13 protein-coding genes are annotated in these 15,932 nt (G+C 67.3%); 5 read left to right on the top strand and 8 right to left on the bottom strand.

Annotation, left to right across the window (positions count from 1 at the left end; genetic code table 11):
* Window positions 1-191: 191 nt before the first annotated feature.
* Complete coding sequence (locus ACFZCE_RS21350; protein ID WP_390942513.1) at window positions 192-1,502, bottom strand: Nramp family divalent metal transporter; 1,311 nt, start codon at window positions 1,500-1,502, stop codon at window positions 192-194.
* A gap of 186 nt (window positions 1,503-1,688) precedes the next feature.
* On the opposite strand from ACFZCE_RS21350, the gene ACFZCE_RS21355 reads away from it, so the two are divergent.
* Window positions 1,689-3,593 carry a hypothetical protein gene (locus tag ACFZCE_RS21355; protein ID WP_390942514.1) on the top strand — a complete coding sequence of 635 codons (1,905 nt, stop codon included), beginning with the start codon at window positions 1,689-1,691 and terminating at the stop codon, window positions 3,591-3,593.
* Window positions 3,594-3,906: 313 nt separating this feature from the next.
* Here the strand turns inward: ACFZCE_RS21355 and ACFZCE_RS21360 are convergent, their stop codons facing one another.
* From ACFZCE_RS21360 to ACFZCE_RS21375, 4 genes are read right to left on the bottom strand one after another with little or no spacing between them, the layout of a single operon-like run.
* Entirely contained in the window at window positions 3,907-5,295 is a 1,389-nt protein-coding gene (locus tag ACFZCE_RS21360) for an FAD-linked oxidase C-terminal domain-containing protein (protein WP_390942515.1), read from the bottom strand.
* Complete coding sequence (locus ACFZCE_RS21365; protein WP_390942516.1) at window positions 5,276-6,628, bottom strand: MFS transporter; 1,353 nt, start codon at window positions 6,626-6,628, stop codon at window positions 5,276-5,278. Before ACFZCE_RS21365 ends, ACFZCE_RS21360 begins: the two co-directional genes overlap by 20 nt.
* A 55-nt stretch (window positions 6,629-6,683) precedes the next feature.
* Window positions 6,684-7,496: an SDR family oxidoreductase gene (locus ACFZCE_RS21370; protein WP_390942517.1), complete on the bottom strand. Its 813-nt coding sequence runs from the start codon at window positions 7,494-7,496 to the stop codon at window positions 6,684-6,686.
* A gap of 15 nt (window positions 7,497-7,511) precedes the next feature.
* Window positions 7,512-8,348 (bottom strand): isocitrate lyase/phosphoenolpyruvate mutase family protein, encoded by an 837-nt coding sequence (locus ACFZCE_RS21375; RefSeq protein ID WP_390942518.1) that lies wholly within the window; start codon window positions 8,346-8,348, stop codon window positions 7,512-7,514.
* Window positions 8,349-8,456: 108 nt separating this feature from the next.
* On the opposite strand from ACFZCE_RS21375, the gene ACFZCE_RS21380 reads away from it, so the two are divergent.
* Window positions 8,457-9,758 carry an MFS transporter gene (locus ACFZCE_RS21380; protein ID WP_390942519.1) on the top strand — a complete coding sequence of 434 codons (1,302 nt, stop codon included), beginning with the start codon at window positions 8,457-8,459 and terminating at the stop codon, window positions 9,756-9,758.
* Between the two features lie 44 nt (window positions 9,759-9,802).
* Window positions 9,803-10,513: a GntR family transcriptional regulator gene (locus tag ACFZCE_RS21385; protein ID WP_390942520.1), complete on the top strand. Its 711-nt coding sequence runs from the start codon at window positions 9,803-9,805 to the stop codon at window positions 10,511-10,513.
* 44 nt (window positions 10,514-10,557) lie between these two features.
* On the opposite strand, the gene ACFZCE_RS21390 is transcribed toward ACFZCE_RS21385, so the two are convergent.
* Entirely contained in the window at window positions 10,558-11,775 is a 1,218-nt protein-coding gene (locus ACFZCE_RS21390) for a carbohydrate porin (protein WP_390942521.1), read from the bottom strand.
* 165 nt (window positions 11,776-11,940) lie between these two features.
* Here ACFZCE_RS21390 and ACFZCE_RS21395 point away from each other — a divergent pair, with 165 nt between their 5' ends.
* Window positions 11,941-13,407 carry an MFS transporter gene (locus ACFZCE_RS21395; protein ID WP_390942522.1) on the top strand — a complete coding sequence of 489 codons (1,467 nt, stop codon included), beginning with the start codon at window positions 11,941-11,943 and terminating at the stop codon, window positions 13,405-13,407.
* Here ACFZCE_RS21395 and ACFZCE_RS21400 read toward each other — a convergent pair.
* Window positions 13,404-14,255, bottom strand: a complete 852-nt coding sequence (locus ACFZCE_RS21400) for an oxidoreductase (protein WP_390942523.1) — start codon at window positions 14,253-14,255, stop codon at window positions 13,404-13,406. The two genes, ACFZCE_RS21395 and ACFZCE_RS21400, sit on opposite strands and share 4 nt — an antisense overlap.
* A gap of 96 nt (window positions 14,256-14,351) precedes the next feature.
* Between ACFZCE_RS21400 and ACFZCE_RS21405 the strand changes: the two genes are divergently transcribed.
* The gene (locus ACFZCE_RS21405) at window positions 14,352-15,293 is read left to right on the top strand and encodes a LysR substrate-binding domain-containing protein (protein ID WP_390942524.1); all 942 of its coding nucleotides are present in this window, start codon (window positions 14,352-14,354) and stop codon (window positions 15,291-15,293) included.
* Here ACFZCE_RS21405 and ACFZCE_RS21410 read toward each other — a convergent pair.
* Window positions 15,230-15,826: a cupin domain-containing protein gene (locus ACFZCE_RS21410; RefSeq protein ID WP_390942525.1), complete on the bottom strand. Its 597-nt coding sequence runs from the start codon at window positions 15,824-15,826 to the stop codon at window positions 15,230-15,232. The two genes, ACFZCE_RS21405 and ACFZCE_RS21410, sit on opposite strands and share 64 nt — an antisense overlap.
* Window positions 15,827-15,932: the final 106 nt, after the last annotated feature.

Here is a 15,932-nt window from a genome sequence, read left to right on the forward strand (position 1 = left end):
CTTTTAATCAGGTCGGATCACCTTGGCTCGAATGCCGTGCGCCCCCTGTTTGCTGCGCGACAGCGCGGCGCCTTGGCGGCGGGGCGACTCCCACGAGATTTATGTAAGTACTTGATTTACGGGACAACACAGAACCCGTGGGAGGCCGTGGTCCGGCACTCCGGCTGTGCCGGGCGATGGGCCCTCCTCGCCTACAACAAAAACAACAACGCCACGTTCGCCGCGCTGATCAAGCCAAACAGCCCCCAGGCCAGCACCCGGGTGGCGAGGTTGTTGGCGAATTCGCCCATCAGCGCGCGGTCGCTGGTGAAGCGAATCAACGGCCACAAGGCGAACGGCAATTGCAGGCTGAGCACCACCTGGCTCAGCACCAGCAGCTTGCCCACCGCCGCATCGCCCAACCAGGCCACGCCGATGAACGCCGGCAGCAGGGCCATGGCGCGGGTGATCAACCGGCGCTTCCAGCACGGGATCTTCGCCTGCAAAAAGCCTTCGAGCACCACCTGCCCGGCGATCGTTCCGGTAAAGGTCGAGCTTTGCCCGGAGGCGAGCAAGGCGATGCCGAACAGCAGGCTGGCCAGGGTGCCGCCCACCAGCGGGTCGAGCAGGTGGTAGGCGTCCTGGATCTCGGTCACGCTGTTGCCGCTGCCATGGAAGGCGGTGGCGGCGAGGATCAGGATCGCGGCGTTGATCAGCAGCGCCAGGCTCAGCGAGGCGATGGTGTCGAGGCGCGCGAAGCGCACCGCGCTGCGCCGTGCCTGCGGGCTGTCGCCGTTGACTCGGGTTTGCACCACCGAGGAGTGCAGGTACAGGTTGTGCGGCATCACCGTGGCGCCGAGGATGCCAATCGCCAGGTACAGCGGCGCCTGGCCACTGAGCACCTCCCAACTGGGCTTGAGCCCGGCCGCGACGTCTGGCCAGTAGGGTTTGACCAGCACCAGCTCAATGAAAAAACACCCGCCAATGGTGCCGATCAGGCCCAGCACGATGGCCTCGAGGCGGCGGAACTTAGCGCCTTGCAAGGCCAGCACCAACAGTGTGTCGAAGGCCGTGAGGACGATGCCCCAGGTCATCGATACACCCAGCAACAAATGAAACGCCAAGGCCGCGCCGAGCACCTCGGCGAGGTCGGTGGCGAGGATCGACAACTCCGCCAGCAGCCATTGGCCGGTGGCAACCGGGCGCGAATACCGCTCGGCCTGCAGTTGCGCCAGGTCCCGCCCGGTGGCGATGGCCAGCCGTGAGCAGAGGTTTTGCAAAGCCATCCCGGCCAGGCTGGCCAGCACCACGACAAACAGCAAGGCATAGCCAAAGCGCGAGCCGGCCTCGATGGCCGTGGCCCAGTTGCCGGGGTCCATGTAGCCCACCGAAATCATCAGGCCAGGGCCCATGAACAGCAGCAGTTTCTTCAGTAGGCCGGCATTGGCCGGGATCGGCACGCTGTCGGCCACCGCCGACGGGCAGAACGGCGCAGTGGCCGTGGTAGGGAGCTTGAACGTCACACAGAACCTGGCGGGTGGGCGGCTGAGGGCATTACGGTAGCGCCGGCAAGTGAAGTGTTACAATAGATTTCACCTATGTTTTGCTTAGCCAAAGCCTTGCCGAACACATTTGTCAATAATGCAGCGCTTGCCTGGGCCGCGCCGGCTCTGCACCCTGTGCGCCTCCGCCAACCGTGAGTGCAATACGTGACTGTTCCCGCCTGGTACCTGCCGCTCAGCGACGCCCTCGCCACTGCCCTGGCGCAAGGCGCGCAACCCGCCGACCAACGCCTGGCCCGCTGCGAAGTGGCGGCGCTGCTGTTCCTGCAACACCTGCCGGTGCTGCACCGTTCGCGGCCCACCGCGCTGGTGCTCGAGCGCCAGTTCGCCGGGCTGTTGCGGCAGCACACCGCACAGCTCGAAGGCGCCCTCGCCGAGCACTTCGAGCGTGGCGCGTTCAGCCATGGGCTGTTGCTCTCCAGTGCCTATGGCATTGCCCTGATGGACCAGGCCGCGGTCGACCGCCAGGCCTATTTGCAGGCCGACGGCCAATGGGATTACGACTACGCCGCGCAGTTCGCCGAGCGTGAAACCCCGCTGCGCCACACCTACCACACCGCCAGTGGCCGGGCGCTGGCGGTCAGCGATCACCAGTTGCGGCTGCTGCAAACCCTGCAGGCCAACCCCGACGAATCGGTCGAGGCCCAGGCCCACGCCGGCACCGGCAAAACCCATTTGCTCAGCGCCATCCTCGAGCACCTCGGCCAGGCCCGCTGCCTGTTCCTGGCCGACACCGAGGCCAAACTGGCGCCGATCCGCGAGCGCTTCCCCGAGGCCCACACCGCGACCTTTCTCGCGCTGGCCGCCGGCAGCGTGGAACGCGCGCTGGGCTGGGCCTTCGCGCCCCATCGCAGCCGCCCCGACTACAGCATGACCACCCAAGACGTGGCGCAACTGCTGGCCCTGCCCGAGGTGCACCCGTACACCCCGACCCAGGTGGCGGCCATTTGCCGCGGCGCGGTGATCAAGTACTGCGCCTCGCGCGATGACGTGTTGGACCTGGCGCACATTCCCAAGGCCTATGGCTGGCTCGGCGAGGCCGAGCGGCGGGTGCTGGTGCAGCATGCCCGGCGCCTGTGGGACGCGCTGTTCCAACCGCCCCAGGCCGGCATCAGCCTGCCGATCCGCGCGGCGCACTGGATCAAACGCATGGCGCTGTCCGCCGAGGTGATCGACGCGCGCTACAGCCATGTGCTGATCGACGAAGGCCACGACCTCACCGCGCCGCTGCTGCAGATTCTCGACCGCAGCCCGCAGGCGGTGATCACCCTGGGCGACCGTTACCAGAACCTCAACGGCGTGGCGCTGCGGCACGATGCCAACATCCGCCACCGCGACATGCACCTGTCGCTGCGCGCCGGGGTGGCCCTGCAAGACCTCGTCAACCCGCTGATCGAAGCCTACCCGGGCAGCCTCGACGCGCCCTTCGAGGGCAACCGCACGCGCCTGACCCAACTGCACCCCTACCCAGCCCTGGGCATTCCCGAGCAGCCCACGCTGATCCTGGTGAAAGACCACTGGGGGATGTGGGACTGGGTGCAACGGCTGGCCAGCGCCGGGGTGCGCTGCCAGGTGGTGGCCAGCGGGCCGGATGAACTGCTGAGCCTGGTGCCGGATGCCGCCCGGCTGTTTCGCAGCGACGTGCGCTCGCACCGCGCGGACCTCGCCCGCTACCGCAGTTGGGACCAACTGCACGTGGCCAAGGCGGCCTGCCCAAGCTTCTTGCGCGTGACCCAGTGGCTGGCCAGCCACCACGACCACAGCCACCTCAAGCCCTGGTACAGCCTGCTCGCACCGCGGGACCTCCCCGCCGCCAGTGGCTACCGGGTGGCGCTGGTGCGCGATGTGCGCAACTTCGAGTTCAGCAGCCTGGCCCTGACCGAAGACCTCTACGGCCACGCCGCGGCCAGCACCGACCGCGAACTGGGCCAGCAACTGGCGCTGCTCTACACCGCCATGACCCGCGTGCGCGACCAACTGTACCTGCCGGCCAACCATGCGGAGCTGTTGCAGGCGATGCTGGCGCGGCGGCGTGGCGCAAAGCGGGGTTAACCCTTGCCGGCCCTTCGCCCGGCACAGCCGGCCTCCCACGGGGTGTGTGTTGTCCCGTAAATCAAGTACTTACACAAATCTGGTGGGAGGCCGGCTGTGCCGGGCGATAGGCCAGTCAGATCATGCGCTCGGTAAAACCCCAGGGAGAGATCAAGGCTTTGTACCTAGGATTTAGCGGTGAACAGCCTTACGGCACAGCCGGCCACGGGTTCTGTGTTGCCTAGGAAATCAGACGCCACACAAATCTGGTGGGAGGCCGTGGTCCGGCACTCCGGCTGCGCCGGGCGAGGGGCCCTGAAAGCTGGGCACGGGGTTAACCCGGCAACACCTTCCCGGGGTTCATGATCCCCTGCGGGTCCAGCGCCTGCTTGATCGCCTGCATGGTCGCTACCGCCGCGCCATGCTCCAGGGCCATGAACTTGATCTTGCCGCTGCCGATGCCATGCTCGCCGGTGGCGGTGCCGTCCAGGGCAATGGCGCGGTGCACCAGGCGTTCGTTGATGGCCTCGGCCTCCAGCAGTTCGGCCGGGTTCGACGGGTCGACCACCAGCCCCAGGTGGAAGTTGCCGTCGCCCACATGCCCCACCATCGACATGAAAAACGACGCCTGGAGGATGTCCTGCTCGGTTTGCGCGATGCACTCGGTCAGCGCCGAGATCGGCACGCACACATCGGTGCTCCACACCTTGCCGTTCGGGCGCATGGCCTGGAAGGCGTAGTGCACGTTGTGCCGGGCCTTCCACAGGCGGTTGCGCGCCTCGGCGTCGGCGGCGGCGACAAACCCGGCGGCGCCATTGCCTTCGGCCAGGGCCTGGGCCTGCTCCACCTGCTCGGCCACCGCCGCCGGCGCGCCGCTGAACTCGAAGAACAGCGTCGGCGCCTCTTCCAGGCCCAGGTGCGAGAAGCGGTTGACCGCCATCACCGTGCGCGCGTCGAGCAGCTCCACCCGCGCCACCGGGATGCCGTACTGGATCACCTGCACCACCGTGCTCACCGCCGCCGCCACGCTGGGGAAAGTGCACACCGCGGCCTGGGTCACCTCGGGTACGCCGTACAGGCGCAAGGTCACCTCGGTGATTACCCCGAGGGTGCCTTCGGAACCGACGAACAGCCGGGTCAGGTCGTAGCCGGCGGCGGATTTGCGCGCGCGCCGGGCGGTGCGGATGATCTCGCCGCTGGCGGTCACCACCGTGAGGTTGAGCACGTTCTCGCGCATGGTGCCGTAGCGCACGGCGTTGGTGCCCGAGGCGCGGGTGGCGGCCATCCCGCCCAGGGTGCTCTCGCCGCCCGGGTCGATGGGAAAGAACAACCCGGTGGCGCGCAGCTCAATGTTCAACTGTTGGCGGGTGACCCCGGCCTGGACGGTCACGTCCAGGTCATCCGGGCGCACCGCGAGCACCTGGTTCATCCGCGACAGGTCGATGCAGATGCCGCCGCGCAGCGCGCCGACGTGGCCCTCCAGCGAGGTGCCGGCGCCGAACGGGATCACCGCCACGCCAAGCGCCGCGCAAGCCTTGACCACCCGCGCCACCTCTTCGGTGGTTTCGAGGTAGCACACGGCGTCCGGGGGTTGCGTGGCGTGCCAGGATTCACCGCGGCCGTGCTGCTCACGCTCGGCTGGGCGGGTCGACAGGCGTTCACCCAGCCAGCCGCGCAGTTGCTCGATCAGCCCCTGCACGGGGTCAGGTTGGTGCGCGTTCATGCAGTACTCCTTGTTCGGTGGCCACATGGGCAGGGTCTGCCCGTTTCGGTATGAGGGTGACCAACAGCGCCGCCACCAGGGCGCCGCCGCCGATCACCCAGAAGCCCGCCGCGGCGGTGCCGGTCTGGGCCTCGGCAATCACCTTCAGGCTTGGCGCGACGAAACCGCCGAGGTTGCCGATGGCGTTGATCAGGGCAATCCCGCCGGCCGCGGCCAGGCCGCCGAGGTAACCGGTGGGGAAGGTCCAGAAGATCGGCTGGGCGCTGATCAACCCGGCCACCGACACGCACAGCAGCGCCACGGCCAGCAACGGCGTGGCATAACCGGCGGCGATCATGCCCAGGCCGGCGCACAGCAGCGAGATCACCGCCAGCGTGCGGCGCTTGCCGGTGCGGCTGGCCAGCCCCGGCCAGAACAGGCAGGCGCCAAAGGCGCACAGCCAGGGGATGCTCGCCACCAGGCTGACCTGCAAGCCGACCTTCATGCCGAGCAAGGCGCTGATCTGCGCCGGCAGGTAGAACGCCACGCCGTAGCCACACATCGCAATGCAGAAGTAAGTGGCGGCAAAGTGCACCACCAGCGGGTCACGGAAGGCCTTGCCCAGGTGCACCGTGCCCTGCTCGGCCTTCAGCCGGCGCTCTTCGGCGAGGGCCGTGGCCAGCGCCTGGCGTTCTTCCTCGGGCATCCAGTGGGCCTCGTCGGGCCCGCGGGTGAGGTAAAAGTACGCCCACACCCCCACCACCGCCGCGGCCAGGCCCTCGACGATGAACATCAACTGCCAGCCGTGCAGGCCGAACAGCCCGTCGATGTCGAGCAGTAGGCCCGACAGCGGCCCGCCGAGCACGAAGCACAACGGCTGGCTGAGGTAGAACAGGCCGAGGATCGCCCCGCGCTCACGGGCCGGGAACCAGAACGTGAGGTACAGAATCACCCCCGGAAAGAACCCGGCCTCGGCCAGGCCGAGGAAAAACCGCAGCGTCGAGAAGATCGTGTCGGTGTAGGCAAACGCCATGCACGCCGCCAGCAAGCCCCAGGTGACCATGATCCGCGCCAGCCAGACCTTGGCCCCGACCCGATGCAGGATCAGGTTGCTGGGCACCTCGAACAGCGCATAGCCGATGAAGAAGATCCCCGCGCCAAAGGCGAAGGCCGCCTCGCTGACGCCAGTGGTGGCCTGCAACGCCTGCTTGGCGTAGGCGACGTTGGAGCGGTCGAGGTACGCCAGCAGGTACATCAGGATCAGGAACGGCACCAGGCGCCGGCGGGCGCGGCGAAGGGCCGATTGCAGGGCCGGGCTGGGCGCGCCGGCGCCGGTCAGGGCGTGCGGGTTCATGGTGTTACCCTCGGTATTGTTATTGTTCAGTGGGTAATGCGGGTACCGCGCTGGGTCAGTTCATGGCCAGGCCGCCGTCGATGTTCAGCGCCTGGCCGGTCATGTAGTCGGCGGCCGGGCCGGCCAGAAACTCGACCATCCCGGCTACGTCGTCGGCGCTTTGCGGGCGCCCCAGCGGCACCGCCGCGGTGCGGCGCTTCCACGCTTCGCCGTTGTTCCAGCCTTCGAGTGTGGACCACTCGCGGTCGATCTGCTGCCACATGTCGGTTTCCACCAGGCCTGGGCACACGGCGTTCACGGTGATGTCCGGGGCCAGGGTGTAGGCCGCCGACTGGGTGATGCTGATCACCGCCGCCTTGCTCGCGCGGTAATGGGGGATCACCGGGGCCATGGGCCCGGCGCCGTAGCGCCCGGCGATCGAGCTCAGGGTGACGATTTTCCCGCGCGGGCGGCCGGCGGCCAGCGGCGGCTGTTCGCGCATCTGCCGGGCGGCGGCCTGCAGGGTGAAGAACAAGCCCTTGACGTTGACCGCGAAGGTTGGGTCCCAGTCGGCTTCGGTGATCTCCATGAACGGCTTGACCTGGATGATCCCGGCATTGCACACCATCAGGTCGAGGCGGCCGAACGCCTCGACGGTGGCGGCGACCATCTGCGCGCAGTCGGCCGCGCGGGTCACGTCAGCGCCCACGGCGATGGCCTCGAAACCGGCGGCGCGCAGTTCGGCGGCGCTGGCTTCGGCCTGCGCCAGGTTGCGGTCGATCAGCGCCACCCGGGCGCCGAGGGCGGCCAGCCGCTCGCCGATGCGCCGGCCGATGCCTTGGGCGCCGCCAGTGATGGCCACGGCCAGTTGGGTATAAGGGGTGCTCATGGGGTTGCCCTTTTGTCAGTGGTAGGCGTTAAGGCCGAGGATCTGTTCGTAGTCATGCAGCGCCAACTGCGCCGGCGCGCTGCCCAGGGTGGTGCCGTCGCGGGCGATGGCCTGGGCGAAGTCGCGCATCATCCGCGCGTAGGCCAAGGTCGAGGCCACCGGGTAGTTGAGCAGCTTGAAGCCCAGCGCCTCGAACTGCGCCACGCTCAGCGGCGGCACCTTGTGCTCAACGAAGTTGAACACCAGCGGGGCGTCGATACTGGCGATCGCCTCGCGCATTTCCGCCTCACTCTGGAGCATTTCCAGTAGCACCAGGTCGGCCCCGGCCTCGGCGTACAGTTGGCCGCGCTTCAACGCATCGGCAAAGCCGTTGGGCAGGCGCGCGTCAGAGCGGCCGATGATCAGGAAGTCTTCGCTGCTGCGGGCGGCGATGGCGGCGCGGATCTTGTCGGCGTGTTCTTCGGCGCTGACCAGCGCCAGGCCGTTCATGGCGCCGCATTTTTTCGGGGTGACCTGGTCTTCGAGGTGCACCGCGGCAACCCCGGCGGCTTCGTATTCGCGGATGGTGCGCTGCACGTTGTTGAGGTTGCCGTAGCCGGTGTCGGCGTCGGCGATCAGCGGCACCTCGATGGCCTGGGCGATGGCGCGGCCGCGGGCGACCATTTCAGTGAGGGTCAGCAGGCCGATGTCGGGCGCGCCGAGCAGGCTGGCCGAAAGGCCATTGCCGGTCATGTAGACGGCGCCGAAACCGGCTTGTTCGATGATGCGCGCGCCAAGTGCATCGTGGCACCCCGGGGCAACGACCATGCCCGGTTCGCGCAGGCGCTGGGCCAGGCGGGTGGAAGCTTTCATGGCATTCCTCGTGTTGTTGTTATGTGCAACTAGGATACATAAGCTAGTATGCAACAAACAATAAAACAACCGCCGGCCTCGATGCCGATGCGGCCTGGAGAACAACAAATGCCCACCAGCCTGTCCCTGCCCACGGCCACCGCCGGCCTGCGCGACCGCGTAATGCGCAAGCTGCACCTGCGTATCGTGCTGTTCTGCTTTTTGCTGTTCATCGTCAACTACATCGACCGGGTCAACGTGAGCTTCGCCGCGTTGCAGATGAACAGCGACCTGGGCCTGTCGGCGCAGGTGTTCGGCTTTGGCGCCGGTATCTTCTTTCTCGGCTACATGCTTTTCGAGGTGCCGAGCAACCTGATCCTGCACCGGGTTGGCCCGCGCATCTGGATTGCGCGGATTCTCGTCACCTGGGGCTTGGTCAGCTGCGCCATGGCGCTGATCCAGGGGCCCTACAGCTTCTATCTGCTGCGCTTTTTGCTGGGGGTGGCCGAGGCTGGGTTCGCCCCGGGGGTGCTGCTGTACCTCACCTACTGGTTCCCGCGCCGCGAGCGCGGCCGCGCGGTGGCCGGCTTCATGACCGCCACGGTGTTGTCGTCGGTGATCGGCGCGCCGCTGTCGGGCTGGTTGATGGCCAGCACCCACGCCTGGCTGGGCCTGGCCGGCTGGCAGTGGATGTTCATCCTCGAGGGCATCCCGGCGGTGCTGCTGGGGGTGGTCACGCTGTTTTACCTGGTCGACAAGCCCGCCAACTGCCGCTGGCTGGCCGACGACGAAAAAGCCTGGCTGCTCGGCGAGCTGGCCCGCGACCAGGCCGAGGAAACCCCGCACAGCCTGCACGGGCTCAAGGCGCTGTTCAAAGACAGCCGCGTGCTGCGCCTGACCCTTGTCTACATGCTCAACGGCATCGCCATCTACGGCGTGGTGCTGTGGCTGCCGCAGATCATCCGCAGCCTTGGCGGGCTGAGCACCCAGCAGATCGGCCTGGTCTCGGCGATCCCGTTCGTGTTCGCCGCCATCGGCCTGCTGGCGATCGCGCGCAGCTCGGACCGCAGCGGCGAGCGCAAGCTGCACACCGCCGCGGCCGGCGCCCTCGGCGGTGGCCTGTTGATCGTCAGCGCGCTGCTGCCCTCGCCGTACCTGGGCTTTGTGGTGCTGTGCGGGGCGGCGTTCTTCCTCTGGGCCACGCTGGGGGTGTTCTGGACCCTGCCCGCGCAGTTTCTCAGCGGTAGCGCGGCGGCCGCGGGGCTGGCGGCGATCAACGGCTTTGCCCAGTTGGGCGGCTTTTCCGGGCCGTTTCTGGTGGGGGTGCTGAAGGAGGCGTCGGGCAGCTTTACCCTGGCGCTGGTGGTGCTCGGCGCCTTCCCGCTGCTGGGCGCGCTGGTGTGCCTGAGCCTGCCGGCTAGGCGCGACTAGGCCAGGCCGCTATCATGCACGGCACCTCTGTTACAGGCCTTGCGATGAAACCGCGCAGTGAACACAAACCCCTGGCCCACCGCCTGGCCGAGCAGGTCCGCGAGGCCATCGTCTCGGGGCGTTTCGGCCTCGGTGAAGCGCTCTCCGAAGAGGGCCTGGCGGCGGCGTTCGCGGTCAGCCGTACGCCAGTGCGCGAGGCCCTGGCGCTACTGGAGGCGCAAGGCCTGGTGAGCATCGTGCCGAAATCCGGCACCTACGTGTTCAACCCCAACGAGCAAGACATCACCGAGTTGTGCGAGCACCGCGTGGTGCTTGAAACCGCCGCCATGCGCCTGGCCCTGGCCCGCGCGCCCGAAGCCTTGCACCAGGCCATGGCCGCCACCCTCGAAGGGCTGCGCCAGGCCGTGGCCGAGGGCGACATGGCGGCCTACGGGCGGCATGACACGCGGTTTCACCAGGCGTTCTTCCTGCACTGCGAGAACCGCTACCTGCACGCCGCCTACGCCAGCACCCTGGGCCGGGTGGCCACCCTGCGTACCCACCTGGCCAACCGCGCGCGCCACGAGCCCGGCCGCTCGATGGCCGACCACGAGCGCATCGTCGAACTGGTCGAACAACGCCGCGACGGGCCCCTGGCCACGCTGCTAAGCAAGCACATCATGCGCACCCGCGAGAACTACATCCAGGCGCTGCGTGACCGTGAAGAACAGCAGCCGGATGCGGCGAGCCGGATGCGCCGCAAGTTGGGGATTTGAGGGCGCTTTGCTCGGTGTAGCTCGGTAAAGCCGCCCTACACGCGTTACCACCAGGTCTCCAGTTGCACCCCCATGTTCGACCCATGCAGCGCCGAGCCATAGGCCCCGGTGGCCGACAGCGCGGTGTCATCCTCGGCCGCCAGTTGCGCGGCGCGGTTCCATTTCGCGTAGGTGTAGTACAGGCGCACCTCCGGCCGCGCCAAAAACGCCTTGCCGCCCACCGCCCAGGTGGGGGCGAGGGTGAACTTGTCGAGTTTGCGGGTGCCGCCGGCATCGGGCTTGATCTGATCGTGGCCGTACTCGGCGACCAGCTTGAAGTGCTCGCTGAAGGCATACGAGGGCCGCACGCCGAAGGACGTCCAGGTCAGCCCTTGGTTGTTCGGCGCCTGGGTTTTCTGGATCAGCGCCAGCAGTTGCCCGCCAAAGTTGTCGGTCACCTGCCAGCGTGGGGATTCCAGCACCCGCCAGCTGGTGGTCTGGCGCGAGGCGGTAAGGTCGCCGGTTTGCCCCAGGCCGATGCCCGGGCCTTCGCCATACTGCACCACGAAGCGGTTCTGCCCGCCGAAGAATTGTTCCTGGTTGTGCTCGACCGTCAGCGACCAGCCGCTGTGGCTGTTCTCCACGTGGCTGGCCTTGTCGATATAGCTGGCGCCCAGCTCAATGAAGCCGTTGTGGTTGACCTGCCAGGCGCCGACGTTGAAGTCATGGCGGGTGGCCTTGTCGGGCTGGTCAGTGGTGTCTTCGCGGGTGATCGAGTAGCTGAACAGGTGCCCGGCGAACTGGTAGTCCTCAAGGCCCACGCCTTCGCCGCTGGGATTCCAGTAGTAGAAGTCGCCGATGTGGATGTCGTGGCGCTTGTAATAGCGCCGCCCGGCCCACAGCGTGCCGCCATTGAACAGCGGCGATTGCCAGCCGGCGTACAACTGCGGCAGGCGCACCCGGCCGTCGTCGCCGACGAACGTCGGCAAATGGTTCAACGGCTCGTACAGGCTGGCCATGCCGCCCACCCGCACCACGCTGCCGTCGTCACCGCGGTAAAGGTCCTGGGCCAGCTCCAGCTCCCAGTAGGTTTCGCACTCGTTGCCCAGGCGGTACTTCATCGGCGCGCCCGGCAGTTGGAAACACTGCTGGGTGCCGCCACTGGTGGCGCCGCCAGTGCCGACCCGCCCGTACCCCTTGAATTCCCAGCCGTGGGCGTCCATGGGCACGGCCATCGCCAGCGGCAGTAACACACTCAACCCTGCTCTGCGGTGAATGACCATCGCGCTCTCCTTGCTGTCCTTTGGTGTGCTGTTGTTATGCGTTGCAATAACAGCGACCGTGGCCAACCCAGAAAGTGCAAAGAGGATCCATTTATACCTTGCAGCGGAACTCCACGCGCCAGCGGTGATTCACAGTGAATACGCAGAACAACAAGGACCGCGCCCATGACCACGCGTGAACTGCCCGCCTCCAGCGGCGCCACGGATGAACGGATCTACGAAACCGACCTGCCCGCCCGCCTCGACCGCCTGCCCTGGGGGCGCTTCCACACCCTGTTGGTGATCGCGCTGGGCATCACCTGGCTGCTCGACGGGCTGGAGGTGACCCTCGCCGGGTCTGTGTCTGGGGCGCTGAAAGACAGCCCCGCGCTGCACTTGAGTAACGCTGACATCGGCCTGGCCGGTGGCGCCTACATCGCCGGGGCGGTACTTGGGGCGTTGTTTTTCGGCTGGCTGACCGACCGCCTGGGCCGGCGCAAGCTGTTCTTCATCACCCTGTTCGTTTACATCGGCGCCACCCTGCTCACGGCGTTTTCCTGGAACCTGTGGAGCTTCCTGTTTTTCCGTTTCCTGACCGGCGCTGGCATTGGCGGGGAGTACACCGCGATCAACTCGACCATCCAGGAGTTCACCCCGGCGCGCTTTCGCGGCTGGGTCGACCTGACCATCAACGGCACCTTCTGGGTGGGCGCGGCGCTGGGGGCGTTTGGCTCGATCGTGCTGCTCGACCCCAACGTGGTCAGCGGGGACCTCGGCTGGCGGCTGTGCTTCGGCATCGGCGCGGCGTTGGGCCTGGTGATCATGGTGATGCGCCTGTGGGTGCCGGAAAGCCCGCGCTGGCTGATGATCCACAACCAGCCCGAGGAAGCCCAGCGCATCGTCGAGAACATCGAAAAAGCCTTCCGCGACCAGGGCCACGAACTGCCGCCGCTGACCGAACCGCCGCTGCGCCTGCATGCGCGCGACCACACCCCGCTGGGTGAGGTGTTCAATAGCCTGTTCGTAGTGCACCGGCTGCGGGCGATCGTCGGCCTCACCCTTCTCACCGCCCAGGCGTTCTTCTATAACGCGATCTTCTTCACCTATGCGCTGGTACTGACCGACTTCTACAACGTGCCCTCGGCGCACATCGGCTGGTACGTGCTGCCGTTCGCCCTGGGTAACTTCTGCGGGCCGTTGCTGCTGGGGCGGTTGTTCGACGTGGTCGGGCGCAAGGTGATGATCAGCAGCACGTACATCCTCTCCGGGGTGCTGCTGGCGGTGAGCGGCTACCTGTTCCAGCAAGGGGTGCTGGACGTGATCCAGCAGACCATCGCCTGGATGGTGATTTTCTTCTTCGCCTCGGCGGCGGCCAGCTCAGCCTACCTGACCGTGGCGGAAACCTTCCCGCTGGAGATCCGCGCCCTCGCCATCGCGGTGTTCTATGCCTTTGGCACCGGCCTGGGCGGGATCGTCGGGCCCACCCTGTTTGGCCAACTGATCGAAAGCCACGACCGCGGCAACGTGTTCATTGGCTACCTGATCGGCGCCGCGCTGATGATCGCCGCCGGCCTGGTGCAGGCACGCTGGGGTGTGGCGGCCGAACGCCAGTCTCTTGAGAAGGTGGCGCGGCCGCTGTCGCAGGCGGCCTAGGCCAGCGCGTTGAGCTGGCTGACGGCGCCGGCCGGCAGTACCAGTTCGGCGGCGGCGAGGTTCTGCCGCAGGTGGGCGACCTGGGAGGTGCCGGGGATCAACAGGATGTTCGGCGAGCGTTGCAGCAACCAGGCAATCGCCACCTGCATCGGCGTGGCCTCCAGCTCCGCGGCGATGCGGTTCAACCCCTCCGACTGCAGCGGGCTGAAGCCGCCCAGCGGGAAGAACGGCACGTAAGCGATGCCATCGGCGGCGAGTTGGTCGATCAGGGCGTCGTCCGCGCGGTTCACCAGGTTGTAGAAGTTCTGCACGCAGGCGATCGGCACAATGGCACGGGCTTCGGCCACCTGGGTGGGGGTGACGTTACTCACGCCCACATGGCCGATCAGGCCCTGCTCGCGCAACCGCGCCAGGGTGCCGACGGCTTCGGCGATCGAGCCTTCTTCCGGGCCGTGGATGCCGTGCATGCTGCGCAGGTTGACCACTGGCAGTTGCTCCAGGCCCAGGTGGCGCAGGTTGCTGTGCACCGCTTCGGTCAGTTCGGCCGGGCTCAGCGCCGGCAGCCAGCTGCCGTCTTCACCGCGGCGGGCGCTGACCTTGGTGACCAGGGTCAAGCCGGCCGGGTACGGGTGCAGGGCTTCGCGGATCAACCGGTTGGTGACGAACGGGCCGTAGAAGTCCGAGGTGTCGATGTGGTCTACGCCCAGCGCAATCGCCTCGCGCAGTACCGCCAGGGCGGCGGCCGGGTCTTTCGGTGGGCCGAACACGCCGGGGCCGGCCAGTTGCATGGCGCCGTAGCCCAGGCGGCGAACGTCGCGGTCGCCTAAACGGTAAGTGCGGGTGTTCATGGTCAGTGCCTCCAGTGGGTGTGAAGCCACTATAGGGGCGCCGGCGCTGCACGATAATCCGCTATAGTGCGCACAGGCTGTACGGATTAGCGAACAATGAACATCGACCTGAATGACTTGCACGCATTTATCGCCGTGGCCCAGGCCCAGGGCTTTCGCGACGCCGCCCGGCGCAGTGGCGGCAGCGCCTCGAAGTTGTCCGACGCGCTGCGCCGCCTCGAGGCCGAGCTGGGCGTGCGGCTGTTGCACCGCAGTACCCGCAGTGTGTCGTTGACCGAAGCCGGGGCGCAGTTGCTCAGCCGCGTGGCCCCGGCGCTGGGTGAGGTGCACAGCGCGCTGGACGTACTCAACGGTTTTCGCGACCAGCCCAGCGGCACGCTCAAGCTGAACGTGCCGGTGGTGGCCGCGCGGCTGGTGCTGCCCAAGTTGCTGCCAGGCTTTTTGGCGGCCTACCCGCACATCCAGGTGCAGGTGACCGCCGACGACCGCTTCGTCGACGTGCTGGCCAGCGGCTGCGACGCTGGCATTCGCTACGAAGAACGCCTTGAACAAGACATGGTCGCCGTGCCGATCGGCCCACGCCAGCAGCGCTTCGCCGTGGCCGCCGCGCCCGCCTACCTGGCCCTCCATGGCGCGCCGCAACACCCCCATGAGTTGATGCAACATGCCTGCCTGTGCGGGCGGTTTTCCAGCGGGGTGCGGCCGAACTGGGAGTTCGAGCAGCACGGCCAGGTGATCATGGTCGAGGCCAAGGGCCCGCTGGAGGTGCAGATCGGCGGTGGCTCGGAGTTGCTGGTGGAGATGGCCATCGCCGGCAGTGGCCTGGTTTACCTGTTCGAAGACTGGCTGCGCCCGCACCTGGCCAGCGGCGCCCTGGTGCCGGTGCTGGAGGCATGGTGGCCGCGGTTTTCCGGGCCGTTTTTGTACTACCCTGGGCGGCGCCTGTTACCGGCGCCGCTGAGGGCGTTCGTGGATTATGTGCGGGGGCCAGGGGCGGCTGCGTTCGCGGCTGGGCCTTGCGCCTCCTCTTCGGCGTAGTAGCCGTCGTACAGCACGAACACGATCCTGGCCATCGCGTCGGTGCGGTTGCTCCAGGCGTGTTGGGTGCCACGCTGAACCACGATGTCGCCCGGGCGCAGGCGCACGTCTTCGCCGTCCAACATTAGCCACAACTCACCTTGCACGAGAATGCCGTAGTCCAGGCTTTGGGTGCGATGCATCAGCTTGTGCCGGCGGGTGTCGCGGGCCTCGCCGCCGTGCCCGACCGCGGCGAAGGTGGCGGCCAGGGCGGCATCGCTGACCTCGGCCAGCACGCTGTCTGGCGGGATGTCGACCACGCGGATCAAGCTGCCCGCCGGCCGGGGCGCCAACTGCAGTGGCTTGTGGGTTGGGTCGGTGGCGTTATCCAGCACCACCGGTAGGCCCTGGCTGTTCCACACTTCCTGAAAATGCATGCCCGGAATCGCCGGAATCGGAAACTGCCCGGGCACAGGGCCTTGGCTCGAGACCACGGCCTTACCATCGGCATCGTGCCCGGTGACCACGCGGGTGATGGGGGGTAGTGCTTGCATCGGGAACTCCATCATCGGGATAGGCGCCGAAGCTTAGCCGCCAACGCCGGGTTGCCCTATTGCAATTGGGTTTCGGAGTGTTGCGGCTATCTGCGGTGGCATGCCG

The organism is Pseudomonas sp. NPDC007930, from assembly GCF_042958985.1.
In the GTDB taxonomy this organism is placed as follows: Bacteria; Pseudomonadota; Gammaproteobacteria; order Pseudomonadales; family Pseudomonadaceae; genus Aquipseudomonas.

Coding starts and splice junctions, on each gene's coding strand:
- ACFZCE_RS21400 (WP_390942523.1), bottom strand. CDS start 14,255: ATGAACACCCGCACTTACCGTTTAGGCGACCGCGACGTTCGCCGCCTG.
- ACFZCE_RS21390 (WP_390942521.1), bottom strand. CDS start 11,775: ATGGTCATTCACCGCAGAGCAGGGTTGAGTGTGTTACTGCCGCTGGCG.
- ACFZCE_RS21360 (WP_390942515.1), bottom strand. CDS start 5,295: ATGAACGCGCACCAACCTGACCCCGTGCAGGGGCTGATCGAGCAACTG.
- ACFZCE_RS21365 (WP_390942516.1), bottom strand. CDS start 6,628: ATGAACCCGCACGCCCTGACCGGCGCCGGCGCGCCCAGCCCGGCCCTG.
- ACFZCE_RS21375 (WP_390942518.1), bottom strand. CDS start 8,348: ATGAAAGCTTCCACCCGCCTGGCCCAGCGCCTGCGCGAACCGGGCATG.
- ACFZCE_RS21380 (WP_390942519.1), top strand. CDS start 8,457: ATGCCCACCAGCCTGTCCCTGCCCACGGCCACCGCCGGCCTGCGCGAC.
- ACFZCE_RS21410 (WP_390942525.1), bottom strand. CDS start 15,826: ATGCAAGCACTACCCCCCATCACCCGCGTGGTCACCGGGCACGATGCC.
- ACFZCE_RS21405 (WP_390942524.1), top strand. CDS start 14,352: ATGAACATCGACCTGAATGACTTGCACGCATTTATCGCCGTGGCCCAG.
- ACFZCE_RS21395 (WP_390942522.1), top strand. CDS start 11,941: ATGACCACGCGTGAACTGCCCGCCTCCAGCGGCGCCACGGATGAACGG.
- ACFZCE_RS21385 (WP_390942520.1), top strand. CDS start 9,803: ATGAAACCGCGCAGTGAACACAAACCCCTGGCCCACCGCCTGGCCGAG.
- ACFZCE_RS21370 (WP_390942517.1), bottom strand. CDS start 7,496: ATGAGCACCCCTTATACCCAACTGGCCGTGGCCATCACTGGCGGCGCC.